Annotated in this window: 16 protein-coding genes and 2 pseudogenes; 9 read left to right on the forward strand and 9 right to left on the reverse strand. The window is 75.6% G+C overall.

What is annotated here, in order from left to right; genetic code table 11:
• A pseudogene (locus tag AB0D10_RS32950) lies at positions 1 to 84 on the forward strand (transposase); the annotation flags it as partial.
• 73 nt (positions 85 to 157) lie between these two features.
• Here AB0D10_RS32950 and AB0D10_RS32955 read toward each other — a convergent pair.
• The gene (locus AB0D10_RS32955) at positions 158 to 367 is read right to left on the reverse strand and encodes a hypothetical protein (protein ID WP_360262640.1); all 210 of its coding nucleotides are present in this window, start codon (positions 365 to 367) and stop codon (positions 158 to 160) included.
• A gap of 120 nt (positions 368 to 487) precedes the next feature.
• Here AB0D10_RS32955 and AB0D10_RS32960 point away from each other — a divergent pair, with 120 nt between their 5' ends.
• Both AB0D10_RS32960 and AB0D10_RS32965 read left to right on the forward strand, forming a co-directional pair.
• On the forward strand, positions 488 to 1,078 hold the full coding sequence (locus tag AB0D10_RS32960; protein ID WP_360262641.1) for an AAA family ATPase: 591 nt from the start codon (positions 488 to 490) through the stop codon (positions 1,076 to 1,078).
• Between the two features lie 69 nt (positions 1,079 to 1,147).
• A complete protein-coding gene (locus tag AB0D10_RS32965) occupies positions 1,148 to 2,086 on the forward strand; it encodes an NAD-dependent protein deacetylase (protein WP_360262642.1) in 939 nt (312 codons plus the stop codon).
• A 48-nt stretch (positions 2,087 to 2,134) separates the two neighbouring features.
• Here AB0D10_RS32965 and AB0D10_RS32970 read toward each other — a convergent pair whose 3' ends face one another.
• Complete coding sequence (locus AB0D10_RS32970) at positions 2,135 to 2,854, reverse strand: hypothetical protein (protein WP_360262643.1); 720 nt, start codon at positions 2,852 to 2,854, stop codon at positions 2,135 to 2,137.
• Positions 2,855 to 3,109: 255 nt separating this feature from the next.
• Here AB0D10_RS32970 and AB0D10_RS32975 point away from each other — a divergent pair, with 255 nt between their 5' ends.
• The 3 genes from AB0D10_RS32975 (at position 3,110) to AB0D10_RS32985 (ending at position 5,556) form a co-directional block, all read left to right on the forward strand.
• Positions 3,110 to 4,093 (forward strand): hypothetical protein, encoded by a 984-nt coding sequence (locus tag AB0D10_RS32975; protein WP_360262644.1) that lies wholly within the window; start codon positions 3,110 to 3,112, stop codon positions 4,091 to 4,093.
• Between the two features lie 194 nt (positions 4,094 to 4,287).
• Positions 4,288 to 4,611: a hypothetical protein gene (locus AB0D10_RS32980; protein ID WP_360262645.1), complete on the forward strand. Its 324-nt coding sequence runs from the start codon at positions 4,288 to 4,290 to the stop codon at positions 4,609 to 4,611.
• Positions 4,612 to 4,710: 99 nt separating this feature from the next.
• Positions 4,711 to 5,556, forward strand: a complete 846-nt coding sequence (locus AB0D10_RS32985; protein WP_360262646.1) for a hypothetical protein — start codon at positions 4,711 to 4,713, stop codon at positions 5,554 to 5,556.
• A gap of 78 nt (positions 5,557 to 5,634) precedes the next feature.
• On the opposite strand, the gene AB0D10_RS32990 is transcribed toward AB0D10_RS32985, so the two are convergent.
• From AB0D10_RS32990 to AB0D10_RS33005, 4 genes are all read right to left on the reverse strand, one after another.
• Complete coding sequence (locus AB0D10_RS32990; protein ID WP_360262647.1) at positions 5,635 to 5,838, reverse strand: hypothetical protein; 204 nt, start codon at positions 5,836 to 5,838, stop codon at positions 5,635 to 5,637.
• On the reverse strand, positions 5,835 to 6,260 hold the full coding sequence (locus tag AB0D10_RS32995; RefSeq protein ID WP_360262648.1) for a hypothetical protein: 426 nt from the start codon (positions 6,258 to 6,260) through the stop codon (positions 5,835 to 5,837). Before AB0D10_RS32995 ends, AB0D10_RS32990 begins: the two co-directional genes overlap by 4 nt.
• Before the next feature lie 193 nt (positions 6,261 to 6,453).
• Positions 6,454 to 7,998, reverse strand: a complete 1,545-nt coding sequence (locus AB0D10_RS33000) for a HAMP domain-containing sensor histidine kinase (protein WP_360262649.1) — start codon at positions 7,996 to 7,998, stop codon at positions 6,454 to 6,456.
• Between the two features lie 8 nt (positions 7,999 to 8,006).
• Positions 8,007 to 8,768 (reverse strand): response regulator transcription factor, encoded by a 762-nt coding sequence (locus tag AB0D10_RS33005; RefSeq protein WP_360262650.1) that lies wholly within the window; start codon positions 8,766 to 8,768, stop codon positions 8,007 to 8,009.
• 189 nt (positions 8,769 to 8,957) lie between these two features.
• Between AB0D10_RS33005 and AB0D10_RS33010 the strand changes: the two genes are divergently transcribed.
• Entirely contained in the window at positions 8,958 to 9,389 is a 432-nt protein-coding gene (locus AB0D10_RS33010) for an SRPBCC family protein (protein WP_360262651.1), read from the forward strand.
• A 217-nt stretch (positions 9,390 to 9,606) separates the two neighbouring features.
• Positions 9,607 to 10,002 carry an SsgA family sporulation/cell division regulator gene (locus AB0D10_RS33015; RefSeq protein WP_360262652.1) on the forward strand — a complete coding sequence of 132 codons (396 nt, stop codon included), beginning with the start codon at positions 9,607 to 9,609 and terminating at the stop codon, positions 10,000 to 10,002.
• Positions 10,003 to 10,113: 111 nt separating this feature from the next.
• On the opposite strand, the gene AB0D10_RS33020 is transcribed toward AB0D10_RS33015, so the two are convergent.
• The 3 genes and pseudogenes from AB0D10_RS33020 to AB0D10_RS33030 form a co-directional block, all read right to left on the reverse strand.
• Entirely contained in the window at positions 10,114 to 10,776 is a 663-nt protein-coding gene (locus tag AB0D10_RS33020; RefSeq protein ID WP_360262653.1) for a response regulator transcription factor, read from the reverse strand.
• Positions 10,764 to 11,303: pseudogene (locus AB0D10_RS33025) on the reverse strand (histidine kinase); the annotation flags it as partial. The gene AB0D10_RS33020 and the pseudogene AB0D10_RS33025, both read right to left, overlap by 13 nt.
• Positions 11,304 to 11,533: 230 nt before the next feature.
• Complete coding sequence (locus AB0D10_RS33030; RefSeq protein ID WP_360262654.1) at positions 11,534 to 12,694, reverse strand: iron-containing alcohol dehydrogenase; 1,161 nt, start codon at positions 12,692 to 12,694, stop codon at positions 11,534 to 11,536.
• Positions 12,695 to 12,831: 137 nt separating this feature from the next.
• On the opposite strand from AB0D10_RS33030, the gene AB0D10_RS33035 reads away from it, so the two are divergent.
• A complete protein-coding gene (locus tag AB0D10_RS33035; protein ID WP_360262655.1) occupies positions 12,832 to 13,836 on the forward strand; it encodes a LysR family transcriptional regulator in 1,005 nt (334 codons plus the stop codon).
• Positions 13,837 to 13,854 lie beyond the last annotated feature (18 nt).

Genomic DNA, 13,854 nt, shown 5'->3' on the forward strand with positions numbered 1-13,854 from the left:
ATCCGCCGCTACATCATCTGGCGGAACAAGCACGCCGCCAACGAACGGCTACGCGAGGTCGTCACCAGGGCGAACGTTGCCTGATGCGGCACTAGGGATCGAACACAGGCTCGCGGCGGGTGCCCGAATGGCACCCGCCCGAGAGTGTGTCGGTGCGTCAGGTCAACTGGTCGGCATGGAGCTCCAGTGAGCAGATGACCCAGTCGACGGCGGTGTCGAAGCCGTAGTGGGTGTTCAGAGCATGGTCGATGTGCTCGTCGGCTGCCGTGAAGAAAACGGCCAGGCCGCGGCGGAAATCGCGGCGCCGCGCCGATCGGTGGTACGCGGCCGACACGGTTTCGTGGACCGGCGGTCCCGCCTCGTACACCTCGACGTCGGGCGGTCACTCCTGGGAGGCGGTCAGCTGGATCCACGACCCGGCGCCGACCGTCCGCCACCGACAGGGGAGGTGGCGGGCGGCGGCGCATCGGGCGCAGAATCCGGTGGCATGACCCCATGCGGCAGGACCTCCGGCGGCGCGGCCCCGCAGGGTGCGGGCCGGCGCCCGGTGCTGGTCGCCGTCAGCGGCCCGCCCGGGGCGGGCAAGACCACGCTGGCGCACGCCCTCGCCGAGGCGCTCGGGTGGCCGGTGGTCTGCCGGGACGAACTCAAGGAGCGGATGGCCGCCGACGGCCCGGAGCCCGGCAGTGACCTGGACCTGAGGACACTGGACGCGTTCTTCCGTGCCATCGGCGGACACCTCGCTGCGGGGCGCAGCCTGGTGGCGGAGGCGGCCTTCCAGGACCGTCTGTGGCGGCCGGGCCTGGAGCCGCTCGCCGACCTGGCCCGCCTCCGCGTCGTGCGCTGCGTGGTCGACCCCGGGGCGGCCCGCCGGCGGATCGCGCGCCGGGCCGCCGACCTGCCCTCGCGGGCCGTCCACGCGGACGCCGCGTTCCTGCGCCGGATCGCGGCGGGGGAGCGGCCGATCGAGTCGTGGGAGCCGATCGCGCTCGACGTGCCCTGCCTGGTGGTGGACACGACGGACGGCTGGCGGCCGTCCCTGGCGCGGATCGCCGCCTTCGCCGCCGAGGACGGGTAGCCGCCTGCCATCGCGGCCGCCCACCGCCGCCCGGCGGTGCCGCCCGGCGACGGCGTTACCCTCGGCGGTATGGACGCGTCGGAAGCCAGTGCCAGGGAGCTGCCGGGCCTGCCGCAGGGCCCGGACCTGCCGGAGGGCCCGGAGGCGCCGGGCGGCCCGGCGGGATCGTCGGGCCGGGACGGTCTCGCGGAGGTGGCGGGCCTCGTCCGGCTGCTGGAGCGGCGCGGCGCGGTGGTGCTCAGCGGCGCCGGCCTGTCCACCGAGTCCGGCATCCCGGACTACCGCGGCGCCACCGGCCGCCGCCGCAGCGGCACCCCGATGACCTACCAGGAGTTCACCGGGAGCGAGGCCGCCCGGCGCCGCTACTGGGCCCGCAGCCACACCGGCTGGCCCGCCTTCGCCCGCGCCCGGCCGAACGCGGGCCACCGCGCGGTGGAGCGGCTGCGCCGCTCGGGGCACGTCGCCGCGGTCATCACCCAGAACGTCGACGGGCTGCATCACGCGGCCGGGACCCGGGAGGCCGTGGAACTGCACGGCGGACTGGACCGGGTGGTCTGCCTCGACTGCCGGCGCACCAGCTCGCGCGCCGAACTCGACCAGCGCCTCGACGCGTCGAACCGGGGCTTCCGCCGCCCCGACGCCGTGCTGCGCCCGGACGGCGACGCGCAGCTGTCGCCCGAGCTGGTGGCGGGGTTCCGGGTCGTGCCCTGTGCGGACTGCGGCGGCGTGCTCAAGCCGGACGTGGTCTTCTTCGGCGAGAACGTGCCTGCCGACCGGGTCGACCGCTGCTACGAACTGGTCGATGCCGCCGGCTCGTTGGTGGTCCTCGGGTCCTCGCTCACGGTCCTGTCGGGCCTGCGCTTCGTGCGTCGTGCCGCCCGAGCGCGGCTGCCCGTCGCCATCGTCAACCAGGGTCCGACCCGGGGCGACGACCTCGCCGCGCTGCGCCTCGACCTCCCGCTGGGGCCGGCCATGGCCGAGGCCGCCCGGCTCCTGGGCGCGGCCTGAGACGGCCGACGGCCGCCGATACCGCCCCGGCGGCGCGGCCGCCCCCTGTCAGCCCGCCGGCTGCCAGGGCCGTCCCGGCACCCACAGCGGTACGGGCCCGACGCGCGGCATGGCGCGTGCCGCGTCCTCCTCCAGCCACCCGCACACCCGTGCCGGGTCGCTGTCGCACAGCTCGACGAGTGCGGCCGCCGCGATCCTGGTGCAGCCCAGCACGAGCGCGAGGGTGTCCTGGCGGCGGTGCCGCTCCCGGACGTACGCCTCGACCCGTTCCTCGATGCGCCGGTCGTGGGGCAGCCCGCCCGGCTCGTCCCCTTCACCCCCTTCCTCCCGTTCGTCGGGCACGTCCCCGTCCCGGTGTTCCCCGGTGGCCAGCGCCTGGACGCCGTGCCACACGAGGGTCAGCGCGCAGGGCTCTGCCGGGTGCGGGACGCCGTCGCGCCGTGCCTGCTCGCGGGCCTCCGCGGACCGCTGCCCCAGCCACTCCAGGGCCGCCGGCCCGTCCCCGGCGCAGGACTCGACGACCAGCTTCGCCGCCCGCTCGGCGACCGCCCGCAGTGCCGCCGTCGCGGGCACCCGCAGCCCGGGTGCCGCCGGGTCGCCGAAGGCCAGCCAGGCGTCCGCGAAGGAGGCCGCCCGCAGGCCGCCCACCCAGGCCGGGGCCCCGCCCGACGTGCCCACCCACTCCTGCGCGCCCAGCCGGACCAGTCCGACGGCGACCAGGTTCGCCGCGTCGCCGTCGAGTCCCGACGGTCGTCCGTTGCGCCTCACACACACCACCCCCACCAGCGGTCATCACCCCGTGACCGCACATCCCATCACACCGGGACGCGAACGAACTAGACAGGGGCACGTCACAAAATGGGACCGGTGCGGCGCCCCCGGGCGCGCCCCGCTGCGCGGGCGGGGCGACCGACCGGGGGATGTCGTGGCGGACGCGGCGGTCGATCGCGAATGACGCGCAGTCAAGAGTGTTCTGCTGGAGGACAGGCGACCGTCGCCACCACCGTCGATCAAGGAGAGACCATGTCCCGCCTGCTCGGACCGGCCCGCCGATCACCCCGTACCGGAAGGGCCGTCGGCCTCGCCGCCGCGGCCTGCACCGCCCTCGCCCTGTCGGCCGTGACCCCGGCCGCGGCTGTCGAGCCCCCACTGTCCGGCCCCCGGATCATCGCCCACTTCGACCTCGCCCGCGGGCAGCAGCCCGAGAACATCGCCCTCGAACCGGACGGCTCCGCCGACCTCACCCTGTCCTTCGCCCGGCAGATCGGACGGGTCGGCACCGACGGCCGCCTCACCGTCCTCGCCACCCTGCCCGCCCCCGCGAACCCGGCCACCCCGGTCGTCGGGGCGGCGCTCGTCACCGGCATCGCCCGTGCCCACGACGGCACCCTGTACTTCGGTTACGCCACCGGGACCGACGACCTGCAGGGCATCTGGCGGCTCTGCTCCGGTGGCGCCCCCGAGCGGATCGCCCCGCTGCCCGCGACCGGCTTCCCCAACGGCCTCGCCCTCGACGAGCGCGAAGGGCGCCTCTACACGGCCGACTCGGTCCTCGGCGTGGTCTACGCCGTCGCGGTGGACGGCGGCGCCGCCACCATCTGGTCCGACGACGCCCTGCTCAAGCCCGTGACGGCAATCGGCGCCAACGGCCTCAAGGTGCACCGCGGCGCCGTCTGGGTGAGCAACTCCGACACCGGCGACCTGCTGCGCATCCCCATCGGCGAGGACGGCGCGGCCCGGCCGGCCGAGGTCCGCGCGGACGGGCTTGCGGGCATCGACGACTTCGCCTTCACCGGACGCGGCGACGCCCTGATCGCGGCCCTGAACCCGGCGAGCGAGGCGGTGTACGTCGCGTCGGACGGCAGCCACCACGTCGTCCTCGCGGCCGGTGACGGCCTGTCCAACCCGACCTCGGTGGCCGTGCGCGGGGGGAAGGTCTACGTGCCCAGCGCGGCCTACTTCACCCGCACCGACCCCAACCTGCTGCTCGCGCACCTGGAACGCTGACCGGTCCGTACGGGTTCGTACGGGTCCGTACGGGTTCGTACGGGTTCGTACGGGTTCGTACGGGTCCGTACCGGTCCGGCCGCGCCGGATCCCGCCCCGCCCGGTGCGGCCCGGTCCCGCCCGGCGCCGCGCCTCGGTGCGGTGGCCGGGCGGGACCGGGCCGGGGCGCGGGTCAGGCCGGCCGGGCGGCCGCCTTGGCGCGTTCGGCGTCGAGGCGGGCGTGGGCGTCGGTCCAGCGGACGGGGAGCTGCTCGACGGGGGCCGTCTCCCGCGCCGTCCTCGGCGAGACCCTGGACACCCTCCGCTCCCTCGGCGAGGAGGTCTCCCACGAGGCCCTCCTCGGCTACGCCGCCCTCGCCGAACGCACCGCCGTCCTCGACCTGGACCAGCTCGACCCGCACGCCGACCCCGTCGACCAGGCCGAGAGCGCCCTCCTCCGCACCGTGCTGCTCGAACCCGCCCTCCTCGCCCTGCGCCGACTGGCCCAGGAACACGAGTCCGCCCGCCGCAACACCTGAGCGGCGGCGGCGCGGCGGGTGTCCGGGTCGGCTCGTCCGGACGCGGGGCCGGCGGCGCGCCAGGCCACCGGGGAGGGGCCGGGGCCGTAGCGTCGGCCCATGCTCATCGGCCTGCTGTCCGCCCTCCTGGCCGCGCTGCTCACCGGGTCGGCCACCGTGCTGCAGGCGGTCGGCGCCCGCCGTGCCGCCGGGACGGGCTCGACGGCGGGCGAGGCCGCCGCGCTGGCCGGGGCGTTGCGGCAGTGGCCGTTCCTGGTGGGCATGGGGATGGACATGTGCGGGTTCGCCGCCGAACTCGTCGCCCTGGAGCGGCTGCCGCTCTACGTGGTCGAGGCCGCGCTGGCCTCGGCGCTCGCCGTGACGGCCGTCGGGGCGGCCCGCGTCCTGCGGGTCAGGCTTCGGCGCAGCGAGTGGGCCGGGGTGGCGGCGGTGTGCGCGGGGCTGTTGCTACTGGCGCTCACCGCCGGGCGGGACGGCCACGGGACCGGCGACGACGCGCTGCGGCTGGGCGTGCTGCTGGTCGCGGTGGCCCTGCTCGGCGCGGGCTGGGCGGTGGTGCGCTACGGCGGAGCCCGCCGCGCCCCGCTGCTGGGGCTGGTGGCGGGCCTGCAGTTCGGGGTCGTCGGGGTGGCGGTGCGGGTGCTGCCCGAGCCGAGGCTGCCACAGCTGCTGACCGAGCCCTCGGCGTACGCCGTCGCGGTGGCGGGGATCGGCGGGTTCGCCGCGCTGACCTGGGCGATGCAGCACGGGTCGGTGACCTCCGCGACGGCCGCGATGGTGCTGGGGGAGACGCTCGGCCCGGCCGTCGTCGGGGTGCTCGTCCTCGGCGACCACACCCGGCACGACCTGACGCCGGTCGCCGTCCTGGGCTTCGTGGCCGCCGTGGCCGGCGCCCTGACGCTGGCCCGCTTCGGCGATGCCGAACAGCCGGCCGCCGCGGCCTGAGCGAGCCGGCGCGGCCCGGTCCGTCGGTCCGGGCCGCGCCGGCTGCGGCGCTGTCGGGCTGCGGGGCCGGTCGGCCGGTCAGTTGCCGTCGGCCGCCGCGTCGCTGTCGGCCTGGGCGGCCGCGCTCTCGGCGGCGTCGAGCTTGTGCTGCATGTCCTGGACCTGGCTGCTGTCGGCGGCTCCCGCGCCCGGGGCCTGGTGCCCGGCCGGGCCGCAGGCGGTGAGCAGGGCGGCGCCGGCGAGGACCAGGGCGGCGAGGACGGCGGACGGGCGCCGGCTCACTTGGTCGTGCCCTGGTCGTGGGCGGCGCACCAGGTGGCCACGGCGTCGAGGTCGGTGTGGCGGGTCTGCAGGGTGGTGAGCAGGCCCTTGCGGGCGGTGAGCCGGTCGTTGAGCAGCTTCTCGATCTCGGTGTGGCCGGCGGCCTTGGCGTTGTCGGCGCGCTGCTGCAGACGGGCGACCGAGCCGCCGACGGTGGCGTCGCCGTTGAGCCGGGTGATCGCCTTGGTGACGTGCTGCTCGGTCTTCGGCAGGCGCTTGCAGATGGACTTCGCGCCGTCACCCGTGGGCGTGGACCCGGCGGACGGGGCCGCGGACGGCGAGCCGTCGGCCTGGGCGGGCACGGCGGCGAGCAGCGAACCGGCGAGGGCGAGGGCGCCGAGGGCGGCGGCCCTGCGGCTGACGGACGTGCGGTGGGCGGACATGGGCGTCCCTTTCTGCCGTGGACGAGCTCGGGCACCGGGCCGGTGGGTGCGGGCCCGGTCCGGCCCGGTTGCCGGGAGCGTAGGACGGCTTTTTGTGGATTCCCTGTGGAACGGGGACCGGTCGAGAGCGCTCAGCCCTCTCCCGTCCACGCCCGGCCCTCGGCGCCCGGCTCCGGCCCTCGGCGCCCGGCCCTCAGTGCTCCTCGCCCGTGATCCAGTCCCGCCGCGCCGGGAGCCGGAGGGTCGGCGCGTCGGCGTCCGGCAGCGGGAGACGGACCTCCACCCGGCAGCCGGTCCCGCCGGGCGGTTCGGTGATCCGGGCGGTGCCCCGGTGCAGCGCGGCCTGCTGGGCGACCAGGGTGAGTCCGAGGCCCGAACCGGGGCTGTCACGGCGGCGGTGGAAGCGGTGGAAGACGGCCTCGCGCTCCTGCGGCGGGACACCGGGCCCGGTGTCGTCGACGGTGAGCACCGCGACCGTGCCCGCCGGAGCCAGCCGGACCGTCACCCGGGCCGGCTCGGTCCGCGTCGGCCCGCCGCGTCCGTGGACGGCGGCGTTGACCAGCAGGTTGACCAGCATGATCCGGAGCCCGGGCTCCCAGCCGAACACCCTGAGGTCCGGCGGGAGTTCGACGGTGAAGTCGGCGGTGGGGTGCCGGCGCCGGGCGTCGGCGGCGGCCGCGTCGGTGAGGTCGGCGAGGTCGACCGGGCCGAAGGAGTCGACCTCGACGAGGTCGCCGCGCGCGAGCGTGCCGAGCGCGGTGAGCAGGTCCAGCAGCCGGGTGTGGTCGTCGCGCAGCTCGGCCACGATCTCCGCCCGTTCACCGGGCGGCAGGTCCTGGTGGGCGGCCAGGACGTCAAGGTTGGTGCGCAGGCTCATCAGCGGCGTCCGCAGTTCGTGCGACGCGGCGGCCGAGAACGAGCGTGCGGTCTCCAGGGCCTGGGCGGTGCGCACCGCCTGTTCGTCGTAGCGGGAGAGCAACAGGGCGAGGGCGGCGGCGAGTTCGTCCACCTCGGCGGTGCCGCTGCGCTCCGCGGTGAAGGGCGTGCCGGTCGGGCCACCGGCGACCGGGCCGCCGCCGGTGCCCGGTTCGCCGCCGGGGCCCGGGGTGCCCCCGGGGGCGGCGTGGGCGGCGGCCGGGTCGAGTTCCGCCGCGCGGCGGCTGAGCCGGCGCAGTGGTGCCGTGGCCCGTTCGGCGAGGGCGAAGCCGATCAGGGCGGAGAGCGGAGCGGCGATCGCCGCGACGAGCAGGACCCGGCGGCGCACCGCCGCCGTCTGGTTCCCCGCCAGGCCGCCCGGTTCGCTGACCCAGAGCGTGCCGCTGCCGCCGTTGGCCCCGGTGCCGGAGACCGGGACGGTCAGCACCCGCCAGGCCGTGCCCTGGTCGCGGACGGTGGTCGGTCCGCCCGGCGCGGTGGGGAAGGACGGGTCGTCGGCGGGCTGTGGGCCGACCGACAGCAGCACGGTGCCGTCCTGGGCGGTGACCCGCACACCGGAGTCGAGGGCGGCGTCCAGCACCTTGCGCTGCTGGTTCTGTTCGACCTTGGGCCGGCCCCTGGTGTCGGCGGCCACCAGCGCGCGTACGCTCGGCAGGACGGCCGCCGCCCGGCTCGCCAGCCGGGCGTCCTGCTGGTGCCGCAGGTCCCGGCCGACCAGCGGCAGCAGGAGCAGCCCGGCCAGCACCACCAGCACCGGTACGACGGCGGCGGCCCACAGGGCGATCCGGGTGGAGAGTTTCACGGCGGCCGCTACCCGTTCCCGCCGGGCAGCCGCAGGACGAAACCGACGCCGCGGACGGTGTGGATCAGCCGGGGCCGGCCGTCGGCCTCCAGCTTGCGCCGCAGGTAGCTGACGAAGGTGTCCACGGCGTCGCTGCGCACGTCGAAGTCGTACCCCCAGACGCGTTCCAGCAGCAGCTCGCGGGAGAGCACCAGGCCGGTGTTCCTGGCGAAGTGGGTGAGCAACTCGAACTCCCGCCGGGTGAGGTTCAGTTCACGGCCGTCGAGGTGGGCCTGCCGGGTGGCCGGGTCGATCGTCAGCGGGCCGGCCGTCACCAGGTCGGTGGGCTGCGGCGGGCGGCGGCGCAGCAGGGCGCGCAGCCGCAGCACCAACTCCTCCAGGGCGAACGGCTTCACCAGGTAGTCGTCGGCCCCGGCCTGCAGGCCGGCGACCCGGTCGGCGGGCTCGTCCAGCGCGGAGAGCATCAGGACCGGGAGGTCGTCGCCCCGGGCGCGCAGCGTCCGGCAGACCTCGGCGCCGCTGATGCCGGGCAGCGAGACGTCGAGCACCAGGACGTCCGTCGCCGCCGGGTTCCGGGCGCCCGGGGCGTCCGGTGCGGCGGGCAGCAGGCGGGCGAGCGCCGTCTCGCCGTCCTCGGCCAGCGCGACGGTGAACCCGCTGAGGCGCAGACCGCGTTCCAGGGTGCGCCGGATCGCGGCGTCGTCGTCCACCACCAGGACCCGGCCGCCGCCGGCGGGGGCGCCCGTTCCCCCGGGCCCGTTCCCGTGCATCGGCTTCTCCTCGTGTTCGGGCCGCCGACTCTCTCACACCGTCCGCGTCCGGTCGCCGCGGGGGGCGGCCGGGGGCGGTAAAGGCCGCGGGGATTCCGTGAAGACGCGTGCATGCCGAACGGAGATCGGGGCACCCGGACACCACGGACCGCCGCCGGGCGCGGTCGGGCCGGGAGGAGAGGAGGAGCGATGGGACGGTTCGAGGAGTCGGTGGAGGTGCGGGCCCCGCTCGACACGGTGTACGAGCAGTGGGTCCGGTGCGAGGACTTCCCGCACTTCATGCGCGGGGTGGTGAGCGTCGACCGGGACGGCCCGGGCAGCGCCTGGGTGGTGCGGACCGCGGGCGGCCGGCGCGCGTTCGAGGCGGTGACCACGGAGGCGGTCGAGGGCGAGCGGGTGGCCTGGGACGGCGGGGACGGGCCGGTGCGGCACTCCGGGGTGGTGACCTTCCACCACGTGGACGACGGGACCACCCGCGTCATGCTCCAGCTGGAGATGGAGCCGCACGGGATCCTGGAGCACCTGGCGGAGGCGCTCGGCTTCGTCGACCGCCGGATCATCGACGACCTGGCCGACTTCAAGCGCCACGTGGAAGAGACGGCGGGGCCGGTGAGTGGCTGAAGAGGCGTCAGGGTGTGGATCGTGGAACCGACATGTGGACGGGGCCACCGGTCCGCCCGCCGGGAGGGCAGACTCACAACGGCAGGCGCGCGGGACGCACGCGCGGGACGGATCGGCAGCGGGACGGATCGGCAGTGAACGGACTCGCGACGGCGAACTCCGGGGCAGCACGCTCGAAATGCTCGAAGGAAGCACTCCCGAGGAGGGGACCCGCTCGATGGAACGTCTCACCACCAGGATCGCCATGCGGTTGATGACCGGCGACGAACACAGCCGGGACCTGGACGTCGCCTGGTCCTACCGGCCCGACGACCCCTACGCGATAGACCTGGACTTCAGCGCGTTCCAGGCGGACGCGGTGTGGACGATCTCGCGCGACCTGCTGACGGCCGGCATCCACAAGCCCGTGGGAGAGGGCGACGTCCACGTCACGCCGTTCGACGACACCCGGATGCTCATCGCGCTCGCCGGCAGCGAGGGCGTCGCCCTGCTCGCGACCTCCGCCGCGGAGGTCGACCGGTTCGTCACCGCCACCACCGAACTCGTCCCGGCCGGGTCGGAACACACCCGGATCGACTGGAGCGGCGGCCTGGAGGACCTGCTGGCGTCCTGACCGGCCGGGCCTGGACGCGCCGGTGGTCGGGGCACGCCGGTGGTCGGGACGCGGCCGGAGGCGTCGCGCCGTCTACCCGGGAGACGGCCGGCGGGAGAGCACCACGATCCGTCAGTTCGCGTCGCCGCGCAGGTGTGCCAGCACGGCGAGGACGCGGCGGTTGCCCTCCGCCGGGTCGACGTCCAGCCTCATGAAGATGTTGCCGGAGTGCTTGACCACCGACGCCTCGGTGACGCTCAACCGGGCCGCGATCGACTGGTTGTTGTAGCCCTCGGCCATCAGCGCGAGCACCTCGCGCTCGCGCGGGGTGAGCCTGCTCAGCGGGCGCGCCGCCGTCTGCTGGGCCAGCAGCACCCGCACCACCTCAGGGTCGATGACGGTCTGTCCGTCGGCGACCCGGCGCAGCGTGTCCAGGAACTCGGAGACCTCGCCGACCCGGTCCTTCAGCAGGTAGCCGAGGCCGCCCTTGTCCTGCCTGATGCCGCCGAGCAACTGGGTCGCGTACGCCGTGGCCACGTACTGGGACAGCACCAGGACGGGCAACCGCTCGTGCCGGGCGCGCAGTTCGAGCGCCGCCCTGAGGCCCTCGTCGTGGAAGTCCGGCGGCATCCGGACGTCGGTGACGACGATGTCGGGCCGGTGCTCGTCCACGGCCTCGGACAGGGCCCGCCCGTCGCCGACCGCGGCGACCACCTCGTGGCCGCTGCGGCCGAGGATCTCGGTCAGGCCTGCCCTGAGCAGGACGGCGTCTTCGGCAAGGACTACGCGGAGCACGGGACCTCCACCCGGAGCTGCGTCGGACCGCCGACGGGGCTGGAGACCAGCAGACGCCCCCGCAGGATCGCCAGGTGGTCCGCGAGGCCGGACAGGCCGGTGCCCGCGCCGGGATCCGCCCCGCCCCGCCCGTCGTCGGTGATCAGCAGGATGAGCCGATCGTCCACCAACGTACCGGTGATCGTGATCCGGGTGGCACCGCTGTGCTTGGCCGCGTTGGCCAGCGCCTCCGTCACCGTGAAGTACGCCGTCGCCTCCACCAGGGGCGGCAGCCGGCGCGGCAGGTCGATCGCGGCCTCCACCGGGATCGGCGAGCGCTGCGCCACCTCGGCCACGGCGGCGGCCAGTCCGTGGTCGGTCAGCACCTGCGGGTGGATGCCCCGCACCAGGTCGCGCAGTTGGTCCAGGGCCCGGCGCGCCTCGCCGCGGCCCCGGGCGACCAGCGCGGCGGCCTCCGGGTTCTGCTCCTTCATCTCCATCTCGGCCAGGCCCAGGGTCATGGTGAGCGCCACCAGTTGCTGCTGGGCGCTGACCACCTCTGAGGGTGCCGCGATGGGCCGCGAGGGCCGCCGCTGGGCCGCCCGCGAGTGGACCTGGGACAACTCCGCCGACCGCCTGACCCGGCTGCTCACCCCCGGTCCGGCGCACGCCGAACTCCGCTGACGCACCGGCGCACCGATGCCCGATGCACCATCACTCCGACGCGCCGTGACATCGGTGCGTCGTCAGCCGCGGTCGTGGGCGTCGGCGTGGGCGCTCAGCCGTAGATCCGGGCGTAGAGGTCCCGGATCTGCTCGGCGGTGGGCACGACGGGGTTGTTGGCGGGCGAACCGGAGGCCAGGGCCTGCTCGGCCATGACGGGCGTCAGGCGGTCCCAGACGGCCCGGTCGATGCCGTAGACGCGGGGCGTGGGCACCTCCAGGTCGAGGCAGAGCTTGCGGAGGGCGTCGACGAGTTTGTCGGCGGCCGTGTCGTCGGCGTCCTCGGCGGTCGCGGCGCCCAGGGTGCGGGCGCAGTCGGCGTAGCGGGCGGGAGCAGCGTGGACGGAGAAGGCGGTCACCTCGGGGAACAGCATGGCGTTCGACAGGCCGTGGGCGACGTGGAAGTGGGCGCCGATCGGGCGGCTCATGCCGTGCACGAGCGCGACGCTGGAGTTCGAGAAGGCGATGCCGGCCTGGGTCGCGGCGAGCATCATGGCCTCGCGGGCCCGGGTGTCCGAGCCGTCCACGTACGCGCGGCGCAGGTGGCGGCCGATGGCGTCGATCGCGGCGAGGGCGAGGCTGTCGGTGAACGGGTTGGCCTTGCGGCTCACGTACGCCTCGACGGCGTGGGTGAGGGCGTCGATGCCGGTGTCGGCGGTGAGCCGCGGCGGCATCGAGAGGGTCAGGTCGACGTCGACGACGGAGGCCAGCGGCTGGAAGGCCGGGCCCAGGCACATCATCTTCTCGTCGGTGGCACTGTCGGTGATGACGGTGACCTGGGTGGCCTCGGACCCGCTGCCGGCGGTGGTGGGGACGGCGATCACCGGGAGGGCGGGGCCGTGGTTGACCCGCGGTGCCTTGTAGTCGCGCATGTGGCCGCCCTGCACGCCGAGCAGGGCCAGGGCCTTGGCGCTGTCCATCGGGCTGCCACCGCCGAATCCGACGACGGAGTCCGCTTCGTGCTCGCGCAGGGCCTTCAGGCCGGCGGTCAGTGAGGCGGTGGTCGGGTCGGGCACGGTGTCGGAGAACACCCGCGGGTGCAGGCCGGCCTCGTGCAGGATCGCCGTCAGGCGCTCCGCGGCGCCGGTCCCGACCAGGAACGCGTCCGTGACGAGCAGGGGGCGGCTCAGCCCCAGCCCCGCGAGGACGTCGCCCAACTCCTCGGCGGCGCCGGGCCCGACGCGCAGGATCCGGGGCAGGGAAAGGCTGGCAACCATGGAGGACCTCTCGACGGTGGGGGAGCGGCGGTCGGGGTGCTCCGGCCGGGGCGGGTTCGACTGTGACGCCCGCGAGTTGTGCGTTCAATCGCCAATCGCGCAGACGCGGTGTGCGGAAATGCAGATACCCTGCTCGGGTGCACTCCGGTTCCCGGCCGGTGGGTGGCGAGGATCCGGCCCCGCCGCCACTGCCGCCGTCCCCGCCGCCGACGGCGCCGCGCGCGGACCGCGGCGGCAGGCTCGATCCGCGGCGGCTCCGCGCGGACGACCTCCGCTACCTGCTCGCGGTCGCCCGTACAGGGCGTCTGGTGGCCGCGGCCGACGCGCTCGGCGTGGACCACACCACCGTGTCCCGTCGCATCGGCGCGCTGGAACGGAGCCTCGGTGTGCGGCTGATGGAGCGCGGCGCGGAGGGCTGGGTCCTCACGGAGGCCGGCCGGGCAGTTGCGCAGAGCGCCCGCGCGATCGAGGACGCCCTGGTCCAGGTGGTCGACGTGGTCTCCGGCCAGGACGCGCCGTCCCTCCATGGCACCGTCCGGGTGAGCGCCCCGGACGGCTTCGGCACCCGCGTCGTCACCCCCGCGCTGGCCCGGCTGCGCCGCTACCATCCCGGACTGCAGGTCGAACTCGTCACCGCGACGAGGCAGCTGACCCTGCGCCCGGCCGGCTTCGACCTCGCCCTGGCGATCGGCCGGCCGCCACGGAGCCGGCTGGTGACCGAGCACCTCACCGACTACGCGCTGGGGCTGTACGCCAGCGACGAGTACCTCGCGCGGTGCGGGTCGCCCGCGACGGTCGCCGACCTGCGGGACCACGCGCTGGTCTTCTACATCGAGTCGATGCTCCAGGTCGGGGACCTCGACATCGAACGCCACCTGCCCGGCATCACCCCCGCGTTCTCCTCGACCAATGTCTTCGCCCAGCTCGAAGCGGCCCGGCTGGGGGCCGGCATCGGCGTGCTGCCGGCCTTCCTCACCGGCCGGTCCGGGCTGCGGCGGCTGCTCGCCGCGGAGGTCGACATCCGGCTGCCGATCACCCTGGCCGTGCGGCGGGAGGCGGTCACCCACCCCGCCGTCCGGGCGGTGCGCGACGCCCTGCACCACGAGGTCGCCGACCGCGCCGCCGAACTGCTCCCGGAGTAGCCGGGCCGCGCGCCCGTC

It is taken from the genome of Kitasatospora sp. NPDC048545, from assembly GCF_040651155.1.
Lineage (GTDB): Bacteria > Actinomycetota > Actinomycetes > Streptomycetales > Streptomycetaceae > Kitasatospora.